This is a genomic window from Ancylobacter vacuolatus (assembly GCF_030813595.1).
Lineage (GTDB): Bacteria > Pseudomonadota > Alphaproteobacteria > Rhizobiales > Xanthobacteraceae > Ancylobacter > Ancylobacter vacuolatus.
This window is the reverse complement of sequence record NZ_JAUSUH010000002.1, coordinates 700969-714072: the sequence shown is the minus strand read 5'-3', so window position 1 is coordinate 714072 and position 13104 is coordinate 700969. Positions and strand designations below refer to the sequence as shown.

16 protein-coding genes and 1 pseudogene are annotated in these 13104 nt (G+C 67.9%); 5 read left to right on the top strand and 12 right to left on the bottom strand.

What is annotated here, in order from left to right; all coding sequences use genetic code 11:
• Positions 1 to 145: 145 nt before the first annotated feature.
• Together dapD and dapE are read left to right on the top strand one after the other, a co-directional pair.
• Entirely contained in the window at positions 146 to 988 is an 843-nt protein-coding gene (dapD, locus tag J2S76_RS07330; protein ID WP_307058944.1) for a 2,3,4,5-tetrahydropyridine-2,6-dicarboxylate N-succinyltransferase, read from the top strand.
• Positions 989 to 1168: 180 nt separating this feature from the next.
• Positions 1169 to 2380 carry a succinyl-diaminopimelate desuccinylase gene (gene dapE, locus J2S76_RS07325; RefSeq protein WP_307058942.1) on the top strand — a complete coding sequence of 404 codons (1212 nt, stop codon included), beginning with the start codon at positions 1169 to 1171 and terminating at the stop codon, positions 2378 to 2380.
• Positions 2381 to 2387: 7 nt separating this feature from the next.
• On the opposite strand, the gene J2S76_RS07320 is transcribed toward dapE, so the two are convergent.
• Positions 2388 to 2690 carry a hypothetical protein gene (locus tag J2S76_RS07320; RefSeq protein ID WP_307058940.1) on the bottom strand — a complete coding sequence of 101 codons (303 nt, stop codon included), beginning with the start codon at positions 2688 to 2690 and terminating at the stop codon, positions 2388 to 2390.
• 139 nt (positions 2691 to 2829) lie between these two features.
• On the opposite strand from J2S76_RS07320, the gene J2S76_RS07315 reads away from it, so the two are divergent.
• The 3 genes from J2S76_RS07315 (at position 2830) to J2S76_RS07305 (ending at position 4173) form a co-directional block, all read left to right on the top strand.
• On the top strand, positions 2830 to 3273 hold the full coding sequence (locus J2S76_RS07315) for an NUDIX hydrolase (protein WP_307058938.1): 444 nt from the start codon (positions 2830 to 2832) through the stop codon (positions 3271 to 3273).
• A 51-nt stretch (positions 3274 to 3324) separates the two neighbouring features.
• Positions 3325 to 3732: a TIGR02301 family protein gene (locus J2S76_RS07310; RefSeq protein WP_307058936.1), complete on the top strand. Its 408-nt coding sequence runs from the start codon at positions 3325 to 3327 to the stop codon at positions 3730 to 3732.
• A 168-nt stretch (positions 3733 to 3900) separates the two neighbouring features.
• Complete coding sequence (locus J2S76_RS07305; protein WP_018388667.1) at positions 3901 to 4173, top strand: hypothetical protein; 273 nt, start codon at positions 3901 to 3903, stop codon at positions 4171 to 4173.
• Between the two features lie 27 nt (positions 4174 to 4200).
• On the opposite strand, the gene J2S76_RS07300 is transcribed toward J2S76_RS07305, so the two are convergent.
• The 11 genes and pseudogenes from J2S76_RS07300 to J2S76_RS07250 form a co-directional block, all read right to left on the bottom strand.
• Complete coding sequence (locus J2S76_RS07300; RefSeq protein ID WP_307058934.1) at positions 4201 to 4665, bottom strand: GNAT family N-acetyltransferase; 465 nt, start codon at positions 4663 to 4665, stop codon at positions 4201 to 4203.
• Positions 4666 to 4766: 101 nt separating this feature from the next.
• On the bottom strand, positions 4767 to 5009 hold the full coding sequence (gene rpsU / locus J2S76_RS07295; protein WP_018388665.1) for a 30S ribosomal protein S21: 243 nt from the start codon (positions 5007 to 5009) through the stop codon (positions 4767 to 4769).
• A 244-nt stretch (positions 5010 to 5253) separates the two neighbouring features.
• Positions 5254 to 5523 (bottom strand): DUF1330 domain-containing protein, encoded by a 270-nt coding sequence (locus J2S76_RS07290; protein WP_307059146.1) that lies wholly within the window; start codon positions 5521 to 5523, stop codon positions 5254 to 5256.
• 51 nt (positions 5524 to 5574) lie between these two features.
• Positions 5575 to 5874, bottom strand: a pseudogene (locus J2S76_RS07285) (DUF1330 domain-containing protein); the annotation flags it as partial.
• Positions 5875 to 5898: 24 nt separating this feature from the next.
• A complete protein-coding gene (pyrF, locus tag J2S76_RS07280) occupies positions 5899 to 6609 on the bottom strand; it encodes an orotidine-5'-phosphate decarboxylase (RefSeq protein WP_307058931.1) in 711 nt (236 codons plus the stop codon).
• A 75-nt stretch (positions 6610 to 6684) separates the two neighbouring features.
• Positions 6685 to 7269 (bottom strand): NADPH-dependent FMN reductase, encoded by a 585-nt coding sequence (locus J2S76_RS07275; protein WP_307058929.1) that lies wholly within the window; start codon positions 7267 to 7269, stop codon positions 6685 to 6687.
• Positions 7270 to 7306: 37 nt separating this feature from the next.
• Positions 7307 to 7942: a class I SAM-dependent methyltransferase gene (locus J2S76_RS07270; protein WP_307058926.1), complete on the bottom strand. Its 636-nt coding sequence runs from the start codon at positions 7940 to 7942 to the stop codon at positions 7307 to 7309.
• A 178-nt stretch (positions 7943 to 8120) separates the two neighbouring features.
• Complete coding sequence (dnaJ, locus tag J2S76_RS07265; protein WP_307058924.1) at positions 8121 to 9269, bottom strand: molecular chaperone DnaJ; 1149 nt, start codon at positions 9267 to 9269, stop codon at positions 8121 to 8123.
• A 211-nt stretch (positions 9270 to 9480) separates the two neighbouring features.
• Positions 9481 to 11376, bottom strand: coding sequence for a molecular chaperone DnaK (gene dnaK, locus J2S76_RS07260; protein ID WP_307058922.1), 1896 nt, complete (start codon positions 11374 to 11376; stop codon positions 9481 to 9483).
• 231 nt (positions 11377 to 11607) lie between these two features.
• Positions 11608 to 12549 carry a sugar phosphate isomerase/epimerase family protein gene (locus J2S76_RS07255; RefSeq protein WP_307058920.1) on the bottom strand — a complete coding sequence of 314 codons (942 nt, stop codon included), beginning with the start codon at positions 12547 to 12549 and terminating at the stop codon, positions 11608 to 11610.
• Positions 12550 to 12703: 154 nt separating this feature from the next.
• Entirely contained in the window at positions 12704 to 13102 is a 399-nt protein-coding gene (locus tag J2S76_RS07250) for a VOC family protein (protein WP_307058918.1), read from the bottom strand.
• Positions 13103 to 13104 lie beyond the last annotated feature (2 nt).

Genomic DNA, 13104 nt, shown 5'->3' with positions numbered 1-13104 from the left:
CATCCGAGATCCATCCTTCGAGGCTCGCTGTGCTCGCACCTCAGGATGACGGCGCGCAGGCGATTCGCCCAACACTCCCGCCCCACATCCCCGTTGACAGAAGCGCCCCGCGACCGGACAAGACCGGCGAACAGCGGAGAGTGACATGTCGAGCCAGCTTCAGAGCATCATCGAGACCGCCTTCGACAACCGGGCCGAGGTTAACTTCGAGACCGGCGGCGACATTCGCCACGCGGTAAACGAGGCGCTGGCCCTGCTCGATGCCGGCAAGGCGCGCGTCGCCGAGCCGGGCGCGGACGGCCACTGGACGGTCAACCAGTGGCTGAAGAAGGCAGTGCTGCTCTCCTTCCGCCTCAACGACATGACCGCCATTCCCGGCGCTCCCGGCGGCGCGCACTGGTGGGACAAGGTGCCCTCCAAGTTCGAGGGCTGGGGCGAGGGCGAGTTCCGCGCGGCAGGCTTCCGCGCTGTGCCCGGCGCCATCGTCCGCCGCTCCGCCTTCATCGCGCCGAATGTGGTGCTGATGCCCTCCTTCGTGAATCTCGGCGCCCGCGTCGATGCCGGCTCGATGGTCGACACCTGGGCCACCGTCGGTTCCTGCGCGCAGATCGGCAAGAACGTACATCTGTCCGGCGGCGTCGGCATTGGCGGCGTGCTGGAGCCGCTGCAGGCCGGCCCGGTCATCATCGAGGATGACTGCTTCATCGGCGCCCGCTCGGAAGTGGTCGAGGGCGTCATCGTCCGCCGCGGCGCGGTGCTCTCCATGGGCGTGTTCATCTCCGCCACCACCAAGATCATCGACCGCGCCACCGGCGAGGTCTTCATCGGCGAAGTGCCGGCCTATTCGGTCGTCGTGCCCGGCGCCCTGCCCGGCAAGCCGCTGCCGAACGGCCAGCCGGGGCCCTCGCTCTATTGCGCGGTGATCGTCAAGCGCGTGGATGAGCAGACCCGTTCCAAGACCTCGATCAACGACCTGCTGCGCGATTGAGGACGGGCGGCCCGTGGGCCGCTCTCGTCAGGCGGTCGTGTCCCTGGCCGTCATACCCGGGCTTGCCCCGGGGATCCATGTCTTCGGCTCCGCAGGAAGGCGTGGATGGCCGGGACAAGCCCGGGGATGACCGCTAAACAGATGGTTGCCGGCTCCGGAGACTCCGCCAGAGGACGTTTTATGACCGCCACCGCGCCTTCCTTCCATGCCCCGGCTGACCCCGTCGACATACTGCGTACGCTCATCCGCTGTCCCTCGGTGACACCCGCTGAGGGAGGCGCGCTGGCCTATCTCGACGCTCTGCTCTCCAATGCCGGCTTCGCCACCCACCGGGTGACGCTCACCAGCCCTGACACGCCGGATGTGGAAAATCTCTACGCCCGCTTCGGCACGCGCGGTCCCAATCTGTGCTTTGCCGGCCATACCGACGTGGTGCCGCCCGGTGATCCCACCCACTGGCGCTTTCCGCCCTTCGAGGGGGCGATCCAGGACGGGTTGATCTATGGCCGCGGCGCCGTGGACATGAAGGGCGGCGTTGCCGCCTTCATCGCCGCCGGGCTCGATTTCGCCGGCGCCCATGGCCACGACCCCGACCATGCGGACCTGCCCGGCTCGATCTCTTTCCTGCTCACCGGCGACGAGGAAGGCCCGGCCATCAACGGCACAGAGAAGCTGCTGCGCTGGCTCGCGGATCGCGACGAACGCATCGAGCATTGCGTGCTGGGCGAGCCCACCTCGCGGGCAGCACTGGGCGACATGGTGAAGATCGGGCGGCGCGGCTCGCTCTCCGGCACGCTCTTCGTGCACGGCCGGCAGGGCCATGTCGGCTATCCCCATCTCGCCGAGAACCCCATCCCCGGCATGGTAAAGCTGCTCGCCGCGCTGAAGGCCGAGCCGCTCGACGGCGGCAACGCGCATTTTCAGGCGTCGAATCTCGAAGTCATCTCGGTCGATGTCGGCAACCCGGCCTTCAACGTCATTCCTGCCGAGGCGCGGGCGCGCTTCAACATCCGCTTCAACGACCTGTGGACGCCCGACACGCTCGCCGCCGAAATCGAACGCCGCATGGTGGCGGCGGCCGGCAATGAGGTGCGTTTCACCCTCGCCTTCGAGGCCCGCTCCTCCGACAGCTTCCTCACCGCCCCGGGCGATTTCGTCGATCTCGTGGTCGAGGCGATCGCGGAGGCGACCGGCCGCCGGCCGGAGCTCTCCACCACGGGCGGCACCTCGGATGCCCGCTTCATCAAGGATTGCTGCCCGGTGGTCGAATTCGGTCTGGTGGGCACCAGCATGCATGCGGTGGACGAATCGACACCCATCGACGAGGTCGCAGCGCTCACCCGGACGTACGCCGGAGTGATCGCGCGTTATTTTGCTCTGTTCGGGCGCTGATGCGCGGCTATTTGCTCTTCAGCCCCGGCGCGAGGGCGTCGACCCGGCTCGTGCTGTTCACATCGGTGGAATAGAGGTCGGTCTGCACGCTGCCGCTGATCTTCACGCAGGTGGAGGAGCCGGCCAGACGAGTGAAGCCGGCGCCATAGGATGCGCAGGCGGGGTCGCTCTTCTCGGGCGCGGCGGGCGGGCGGGCGGGCGTGGTGGCCTGCGCCGCCGCCAGGCTGCCGAGGAGCGTCACCCCGGCGAGAAGCAGGGCCGGGACGCGCGGGTGCCGGGCGCAGTGTCCGTCCTTCGCCGTCTTGCCCATGGTTTACTCCGCCACGTGAATCCTTGCCGACCTTCCGATTCGAATGCGGCTCCAATCGGGCGCGGTCAAGCCCCGCCGCTTAGAGCACCGGGCGCGAAAACGGATAGGATGGCGGCGAATCGCTCACCGGACGCCCGACATGCCGCACACGCCCCGCCCCGTGCTCGCCACCAGCGCCGCCGTCTTTCGCGACGGACGGCTGCTGCTGGCCAGGCGCGGCCGCCCCCCTTCGCTGGGGCTGTGGACCTTGCCGGGCGGACGGGTGGAGCCGGGCGAAACGCTGGCGCAAGCCGCCGCGCGCGAGGTGATGGAGGAGGTGGGCGTCGCCTGCGAGATTCTCGGCGTCGCCGGCGCGCTCGACATCATCCAGCGCGATCCGGACGGCGCGCTTGCCGCCCATTTCGTCGTGGTCAGCCATGCCGCGCGCTGGGTCCAGGGCGAGCCTCAGGAGGGGCCGGAAGCGTCGGAAGTCGGCTGGTTCCATCCGGCCGCCCTGCCGCAGGAGACCACGCCCGGCCTCGCTGATATCGTCGCAGCCGCCTTCCTGCTGGCGCGTGCCACGGACACGCCGGAGTCGCAATAGGCCGCGACGGCGGCTCTTGACGCCCGCGCGGCGCCGGCGCACCACAGGCGGATGCTACGCTCCCCGCTCGCCCCCCTGTTGTCTGCCGCCCTGCTGGCGGGGCTTGTCCTCGCCTCGCCACGACCGGCACTGGCGCAGGCGACCCAGGGCGGTGCCCCGCCCTACGAGGCCGAACTGCTGCATCTGGCCGAAATTCTCGGCGCGCTACATTATCTGCGCCCCCTGTGCGGAGCCGCCGAAGCGACGCGCTGGCGCGACGAGATGCAGGCCATGCTCGACATCGAGGCGTCATCGGGCGACCGTCGCGGCCAGCTCACCAGCGCTTTCAACACCGGCTATGAAAGCTACCGCCAAGTCTACCGCGTGTGCACGCCCTCGGCGGAACTGGCCAGCCAGCGCTATCTGGAGACCGGCGCCAAGCTCGCCCGTGATGTTGCAACCCGTTACGGCAGCAACTGAACCGCGCCCCGCTGCCATCCGGCGGAACGATTATGTCACACCTGTCGCATTTATGCCGCGGCAAATTAACCGTCCTTCAATTCTTGAGCGGACGGGCCGCCGGGGCATGCTAAGGTTTCGGCGTTGCGTGCCCCGCGGGGCGGGAACCCGGCACGCGGAGGGTTTGGTTTGTCTCAGCTTCCTGGAACGCTCGATATCGACGACAAGGCCGACCAGGCTCACGAGGACGAGCGCCATGCCGCGCTCGCCTACCTCGATGAGGCGTGGAACGAGGCCGTCTATGACGGTCTTGACGAGGACTGCCTTGCCCAGGCGGCCCTGTTCACCGCCATCCGCTCCATGGTCGCCACCTATGGCGAGGAAGCCGCCGCCGGCTTTGCCGAGCGCCTGGCCGAGCGCATCCGCGCCGGCGAGTACACGATCCCCTATAACCGCCAGTAGTCGCCACGCCGGGCGAAGGCAGCGCGTCTAGCCGTTTCGCCGGACGAAGATCTCCAGCCCGTCGACATCGGATTCGATGAGCGCCCAGCCGCGCGCCACATAGTAGGGCGCCAGTTGCGCCTCTGCGGCCAGGTACACATGCTCGTGGCCCGCGCCGAAGGCTGCCTGCGTCGCGCGCGCCATTAACGCGTCGCCGATCCCATGCCTGCGCACGTCCGGCTCCACCCAGAGCGCGGCGACCCACGGCGTCAGCAAGGGGCGCTGGTCGACATCGCTGGCGATGAGCGCGACACAGCCGAGGAAACGTTCGGTTTCATGCGCGACGAAGGTGGTCGGCACCGGGCTCGGCCCGAGGCTCTCGTCGAGCCGGGCGCGCAAGGCGGCCAGCGGTACGCCCTGCGCCTCCCACCAAGCCCGCCAGACGCGGTCGGCCACGACGGGGGCAAAAGCCGGAACCTCGCGCAGGTCCGACACGGTGCAAGGGAAGGTCATGCGGCCCATTCTCCCAACGCAAGAAGCGCGGCGACTGGCGTCACCGCGCTTGGAAATCTCTCCGATCCTGCCAGCCCCGAGCGGGACCGCGCAGCGTCGTCTCAGCGGGGACCGCCGGGAACGACCTTGGGCTTCGAGGGCAGCAGACCTTCGCGCTGGGCGCGCTTGCGGGCCAGCTTGCGCGCGCGACGGACGGCCTCGGCCTCCTCGCGAGCGCGCTTCTCGGACGGCTTCTCGTAGTGCCCGCGCAGCTTCATCTCGCGAAAGATGCCTTCGCGCTGCATCTTCTTCTTCAGCGCCTTGAGGGCCTGATCGACGTTGTTGTCCCGAACGAGAACCTGCACGTGTCTTCCTCTTTCGTGCTTCGCGTATCGCGCATCGTTGAATTCTGGCGATTGGCGCGGGTCTCCCGAAACCTACGGGATGGCGGGCAGCCAATCAGGGTGAGGGCACATAGCAGGACTCTTTCGGGTTGTCCATCGCCGACGCATCGACCAACCTCACAAAGCCCCGCGAGCTTGCGCATTTGCCCATCCTGCACGCTCTCGCCGAAGCACCCGCCTCATTTTGCGCAAGAGCGGGCGCCCGTCACAGGCCGGCGATAGCGATCACCTCGGCCACCGCCGCCTTGCTGCGGAAGGCCAGCGCCGCTTGGTACTCCGGCGAATGGTAGCAGGCCAGCGCCGTCGCCAGATCCTTGAAGGCGACGAGCACATTGCGCGAGCGGGCCTCGCCGTGCACGCCCTCGTGCCGCCCGCCGCGCACCACGAACCAGCCCTCGTACTTGGCAATGGCGATGGCGTCGGCGGCGACATAGGACTTGTAGGTTTCCATGTCGTGCACGTCGATCCGCATCACCCAATAGCCGGTGCCGGGCCCAGCCGCCGGCCCCTCAATCGTCGCGGCCGCCGGCTGGTCGCCCTCATAGCCCTCAATAATGAGGTGCTCGCCCTGCGAGGCGGCGACGCGGCTGACATAGGCAGCCTGGTATTCCGGCGAATGGAAGCAGGCGAGCGCGGTCTCGTAATCCTTGAACTCCACCACGACATTGCGGGCGCGGGCGGTCCCCTCCAGCGCCTCCGGCGTGCCGCCACGCACCAGGAACCGGCCGCCAAAGGCGGCGATCGCCGGCTCCGCGCCCTGCAGATAGGGCTTGTAACCGTCGGTATCGTGCACATCGAGGCGGCTGATCCAGTAGCCCTTGGCCATTGTTCTCGGTCCTTCTGCGTGGGTTCAGGAAAGCGCGCGGGTGATCTCGGCCTGCACGGCACGGGCGGCAGCAGCGGGATCGGGCGAGGCGACGATCGGCCGGCCGACCACCAGATGGTCGGCCCCGGCGCGGATGGCGGCGAGCGGCGTGGCGATGCGCTTCTGGTCACCGACATCGCTGCCGTCCGGACGCACCCCGGGGGTGACGATGGCGCCCCTCTCGCCCAGCGCCATGCGCACCGAGGCGGCGTCGGTGGGGGCGCAGACAATGCCGTCAATGCCGATCTCGCGCGCCTGCGCCACCCGGCGCGCCACCGTTTGCGCGACGCCGGCGCCATAGCCGGCCTCGGTGAGGTCGGCCTCGTCATAGGAGGTGAGCACGGTGACGGCGAGAATGCGCAGCGGGCTCGCCCCCTTGCCTTCCATCGCCGCGCGCATGGTCTGGGGGTAGGCGTGGACGGTGGCAAAGCTGGCGCCGAGCGCAGCGAGGCTGGCGACGCCGCGCGCCACCGTGTTGCCGATGTCGTGCAGCTTGAAGTCGATGAACACCTTGCGGCCATCGGCGACCAGCTCGCGGGCAAGGCCGAGGCCGCCGGCAAAGCCGAGCTCATAGCCGATCTTGTAGAAGCTCACCGTGTCGCCGAGACGGGAGATGATGCGTTCCGCCGCCCCGACCGAGGGCAGGTCGAGCGCGACAATGAGCCGGTCGCGCGGATCGGAAACAGGGGCGTGCATGAAGACGGTCTCCGCGCTTAAGCATCTTCCGCAAAAATTGGCTGACTCTTGCGAGGAGAAAATGCTCCGGCCTATCTAGGCGCGCAGACCCGCCCGCAGCGCCGCCTGCTCGATAAGCGCTGTCATCACCGCGCGCAACCTCTCGCGCGCCTTCTCGTCCTTGAAGTCGCCGCGCGCATCGAAGGCACTGGACGCGCCCGCCAGCATCACCTGCTCGCCCAGGACGAGGCAGCCGAGGCCGAGCGCCAGCGTCTGTCGCAGCATCATGGCGGCGCGATAGCCGCCCATCCCGCCGGGCGAGGAGGAGCCGATGGCGTAGACCGGGCCCTTGAAGGCGTCGCCCTCGCCATCGCGCACCCGGCTCGCCCAGTCGAGCGCGTTCTTCAGCAATGGCGGCAGGCCGGCATTGTATTCGGGGGTGGCGATGAACACGCCGTCGGCGCGGGCCAGCTGGTCGCGCAGCTGCCTGGCGGCGGCAGGCACGCCCTCGCTGGCTTCGAGGTCGCCGTCATAGATCGGCATCGGGTAGTCGGCCAGCGACAGCAGCACCGGCTCGCATTCCATCAGCGCCAGTTCCTTCGCCGCCAGCGCGGCAAGGCTGGCGGAGAAAGAGCCGGTACGGATGGAGCCGGCGAAGACGAGAATACGGGGCTGGCGCATGGGAGCTCCTGCGATGACGCGGCCGGTGCGGCCAGTCTTACGCCTCGGCCGCGCTCAGCTCCGGCGTCGGCGCGTGGTGGGTGTTGGAACGATACACCCAGACGCGGGCGGGCGGGAGGTTGGCCCAGATGCGCTGGCTGACATGGGCGTCGAACCGCTCCGGCGCCAGTGGCACGGGCGAGACGACGGCATAGGTGAACTGGATGAAGGGCGCGCGCGGCACGGACAGGCCGAAGGCCTGGTCCAGCAGGCCATGGCGCTCGGGGGCCGGGCGGGTGAACAGCGGCAGGCTGGACACCACGGCCGCCGAGGGCCGGTCGAGATGGCTCTCAACCGTGCGCGCCATGTTATAGGCATCGCCCTGTATGACGGTGGCAGCGGGGAAGCGCAGGCGCAGCAGCTTACAGAATTCCGGGTTGTACTCGATCAGCACCAGCCGCTCGGGCGCGACGCCGCGGGCGATCAGTGCCGTCGTCACCGGGCCGGTACCTGGCCCAAGCTCGATCACCGGACCATCCTGCTCGGGGTCGACGAAGCTCGCCATGGTACGCGCAAGGGCACGGCCGGAGGGCGAGACAGCGCCGGTACGAAGCGGGTTCTGCAGCCAGGACTGGAGGAAGCGGACTTCGTCGGGGCGCTCTTTCGGCGAGGGGCAGGCAGAACGATGGAGCATGCGACTTCGATTCCGGTAAGCCGTGGCGGGAAGGCGCGGCAACGCACGGTGGCGAGGCGAGGGCAGCGAGGCGACGCGAAGAGGCAAGGGACGCGCGACAGGAGACCGGAGCCAACATTAGAGGCCGGACGGCCTCCTGTTAAGGCCTCGCGATGACGCGCTGATTACGTTTCGCCGCTTATTCGGCATCCCCGGCAAAGAAATCCTTCACCCGGGCGAAGAAGCCGCTCGATTCCGGATGGGTGTCCTTTGAACATTCGGCATCGAACTCGCTCAGAAGTTCGCGCTGACGTCGCGTCAGGTTCTGCGGCGTTTCGACGACAACCTGAACATACATGTCGCCGCGCGTGCGGCTACGAAGTACCGGCATCCCCTTGCCGGACAGGCGGAAACGCTTGCCTGACTGCGTACCCTCGGGAATCTTGACCTTCGTGGTCTCGCCATCAATGGTCGGCACCTCGCAGGTGCCCCCGAGCGCGGCGGTGACCATGGAGATCGGCGCCCGGCAGAACAGGTCCGCGCCGTCGCGCTGGAAGAAATCGTGCGGGGCGAGCGACAGGAAGATGTAGAGGTCGCCCGGCGGGCCGCCGCGCACCCCGGCCTCGCCCTCATTGCCGAGACGGATACGGGTGCCGTCCTCGACCCCGGCCGGAATGCCCACTTCCAGTGTGCGCTCCTTGGTGGTGCGACCGGCGCCGTCGCAGGCCGGGCATGGGTCCTCGATCACCTGGCCGCGTCCCTGGCAGGTCGGGCAGGTACGCTCCAGGGTGAAGAAGCCCTGGGCCTGGCGAATGCGCCCGGAGCCAGAACAGGTACGGCAGGTGGTGGGCTGGGTGCCCGGTTTGGCGCCGGTGCCCGAGCAGGTTTCGCAGACGATCGAGGTCGGCAGGCGGATGGTGGCGTCCTTGCCGGAGAACGCCTCTTCCAGCGTGATTTCCATGTTGTAGCGCAGATCCGCCCCGCGCTCGCGCCCGCCGCGTCCGCCGCCGCTAGCCGCGCCGCGCCTGCCGCCGGACATGCCGAACAGGTCATCGAAAATGTCGGAGAAGGTCGAGGCGAAGTCGGAGCCGAAGCCCGGCCCGCCGGGCTGGCCCATGCCGCCATCGAAGGCGGCGTGGCCGAAACGGTCATAGGCGGCCCGCTTCTGCGGGTCCTTGAGGACGTCGTAGGCCTCGCTGATTTCCTTGAACCGAACCTCGGCGTCACCATTGCCGGGATTCTTATCGGGATGCCACTTCATCGCCAGCTTGCGATAGGAGCTCTTCAGCTCGCCATCGCTGCAGGTCCGGGTGACTTCGAGGAGTTCGTAATAGTCGCGTTTGGACATGGGTCGCTGTGCCGTCGCATCCTTGGCCGCCGCCGGCGCTTCCCGCGGCGGGCGGTCCCGGCCGCCATGCAGGAAAGCTGCCGGAGGACGCCCCAGCGATGATCCTGCGTGCCGGGCTTATGCTACCCGTGGCGGCTGCGGCACCGGCCGCGCGGCCACGGAAAGAAATCCGCCCCCGGAACGGAGTCCGGGGGCGGTGCTCAGATGTCGATCAGGCCGACTTCTTCTTGTCGTCGTCGACCTCGGTGAACTCGGCGTCCACCACATCGTCCTTCGGCGCCTCGTCGCCGCCGGCATCGCCCTGCTGGGAGGCGTACATCGCCTCGCCGAGCTTGAGGGAGGCCTGCGCCAGCGTGTTGGTCTTGGCGACGATCGCCTCGCCATCATCGCCTTCCATCGCCGCCTTGAGATCGGCAAGGGCGGTCTCGATCGCGGCCTTCTCGGGCGCGCCGACCTTGTCGCCATAATCGGCGAGCGACTTCTCGGTCGAGTGGATCAGCGCCTCGGCGTGGTTCTTGGCCTCGACGGCGGCGCGCCGCTTCTTGTCTTCCTCGGCGTGCGCCTCGGCGTCCTTCACCATCTTGTCGATGTCGCTATCCGACAGCCCGCCCGAGGCCTGGATGCGGATCTGCTGCTCCTTGCCGGTGCCCTTGTCCTTGGCCGACACATTGACCAGGCCGTTGGCGTCGATGTCGAAGGCGACCTCGACCTGCGGCACGCCGCGCGGCGCCGGCGGGATGCCGACGAGATCGAACTGGCCGAGGATCTTGTTGTCCGCCGCCATTTCACGCTCGCCCTGGAAGACGCGGATCGTCACCGCCGTCTGGCCGTCCTCAGCGGTGGAGAAGACCTGGCTCTTCTTGGTCGGGATGGTGGTGTTGCGATCGATCAGGCGGGTGAACACACCGCCCAGCGTCTCGATGCCGAGCGAGAGCGGGGTCACGTCGAGCAGCAGCACGTCCTTCACGTCGCCCGCGAGCACGCCGGCCTGGATCGCGGCGCCGATGGCGACCACTTCGTCCGGGTTGACGCCCTTGTGGGGCTCCTTGCCGAAGAACTGCTTCACCACTTCCTGCACCTTGGGCATGCGGGTCATCCCGCCGACGAGAACGACCTCGTCGATCTGCCCGGCGGTGAGTCCGGCATCCTTGAGCGCCTTCTTGCAGGGCTCCATGGTGCGCTGGATCAGGTCGTCCACCAGCGCCTCGAACTTGGCACGGGTGAGCTTCATGGTCAGGTGCTTGGGGCCGGAGGCATCCGCCGTGATGAACGGCAGGTTGATCTCGGTCTGGGCCGCGCTCGACAGCTCGATCTTGGCCTTTTCGGCGGCTTCCTTCAGCCGCTGCAGGGCGAGCTTGTCGTTGCGCAGGTCGATGCCCTGCTCCTTCTTGAACTCGTCGGCGAGATAGGTGACGAGCCGCATGTCGAAGTCTTCGCCACCCAGGAAGGTGTCGCCATTGGTAGACTTCACCTCGAACACGCCGTCGCCGATCTCCAGGATCGAGACGTCGAAGGTGCCGCCGCCGAGGTCGTAGACCGCGATCGTGCCGGCCTGCTTCTTGTCGAGGCCATAGGCGAGAGCGGCCGCGGTCGGCTCATTGATGATGCGCAGCACTTCGAGGCCGGCGATGCGGCCGGCGTCCTTGGTGGCCTGGCGCTGGGCGTCGTTGAAATAGGCCGGGACGGTGATGACTGCCTTGTCGACCTTGGCGCCGAGATAGGCCTCGGCCGTCTCCTTCATCTTCTGCAGCGTGAAGGCGGAGATCTGCGAGGGCGAATACTTCTTGCCGTCCGATTCCAGCCACGCATCGCCATTGTCGCCGCGAACGATCTGGTAGGGGACGAGCTTCTTATCCTTCTCGACCATCGGGTCTTCATAGCGGCGCCCGACGAGGCGCTTCACCGCGAAGAAGGTGCGCTCGGGGTTCGTAACCGCCTGGCGCTTGGCCGGCTGGCCGACGAGGCGCTCGCCATCCTCGGTGAAGGCAACGATGGAGGGCGTGGTACGCGCGCCTTCCGCATTCTCGATCACCTTTGGGGTCGAGCCTTCCATGACCGCGACGCAGCTATTGGTCGTGCCGAGATCGATGCCGATGACTTTAGACATATGTTTCTCCTTCCGGCAGGCCGGCCGGACCTTCTTGAAGCACCCGGAGAGGAACGGACTGTATGCCGTGCCCCCGGACCGGCCCCCAAACAATTGGGTACGACGCTATCCGCGCCGTTCGTGGCCGATATAGGGGGCGGCCGTTTCCGCCGCAAGAAGCAGCGTGCGGGGAAAAGATGCGCCGCGCGAAAGCCTCGCCCGGCGCGGGGGCCGCCGGGGGCGGCGCGGCTCTCACAAGGCGGGCACGAATGCCGGCTGGAAGCGCCCGGCGAGAGCCCGCAGCACGGCCACCTGGTCCTTCAGCTCGCGCCAGTGGCGGGGGTTCAGCTCCAGCATCGCGACAGCGCCGGCAGGGGGGCGCACCATCTGCACAACCGCGTCCCAGTCGATGCCACCCCAGCCGATCGGCAGGTGCAGATCGCCCTCGCCAAAGGCCACCGCCTCGGCCGGGTCGTAGAACCACAGGTCGCCCGGCCGGCGCTCATTGGGGCGGCCGAAGGAATCGTGCAGGTGGAAATGGGCGACATGCGGCGCCAGCGCCGCCATCTCGGCGATGGGATCAAGCCGGGCATCGGTGCAGCGGATATAGGCGTGGCTCACATCGAGCGTCGCTTTCACCGCCGGGTGGTCGATCGCCGAGAGCTCGCCGGCGAGCTTGGCCGGGGTGGCCGTCTCGCGAGCGTGAACAAAACGGAAGATGTTCTCCACGCACAGCGTCACCCCATTGGCCGCCGCATGGTCGCCGGCGCGGGCAAGAGCGTCGCGCTGGCGGGAATAGGCGACTTCGAGGTCGTCATCCGGGTCACGCACGAAGCCGGTGTGGACGACGAGGTGCTGGGCGCCAATGGCGGCCGCGATGTCGATATGAGCGGCGAGCACCTGCTCATGGCGCGAAAGGCGCTCGGGCAAGTCCATCAGGTTGACCGCCAGAGCGCCGTGCACGCTGTAGCCGAGCCGGCGTCCCTGGAGCGCCTGGACCAGATCCTTCAGCCGATTGTCGAGGATGCGCCCGTTCACCACCAGGTGCCAAGCATAGACCGGTAGCTCCACCATATCGACGCCCAGCGCTTCCGCCTCGTCGAGCCCGGTGCCCACATCGTCGAATTCGGGACTCCCCTCGCGAAGGGAGAAGCCGCAGGCGCGAATGGCGGGAACCGGGATATGGAACTGCATCGTGTCGATCTTCCCCAGGAATTAGGCATGGAACGAGGGCGACCGCCGCGCGGCGCACGGCCAGATAGCGGCACATATATGGCACAGACGTAACGGATCGACCGAATCGTCTGGAATAACGGTAGGTTAGAGGTGTCCAACCCGCCGGATGAGGTCACGTCATCGGCGTCATCCAGCCGGCAACGGCGCCTTGCGAATCGCGCACGATGGCGATGCGGCCGACATCCGGCACATTAAACGGCGCGCGCAGCACGGTACCGCCGGCGGCCAGCGCCTTCTCGCACCGCGCATCGACGTCGTCGACCGCGATATAGGACAGCCAGTGCTCCGGCACCCCGTCGAATTCCGGCCCCTCCAAAGGAAAGATGCCGCCAATCTGCGCCTCGCCCTGGCGGATGATCCAGTAGTCCGTGCTCCCTTGCATGGGCATCGGTGTGAAGCTCCAGCCCAGCGCGGCGGCGTAGAATGCCTTGGCGGCCGGGATGTCGCGGCTGTTCAGCTCGTTCCAGATAAAGATGCCGTTCGGCCGCCCAGTTTGCCCCGTGCCGTCCATGG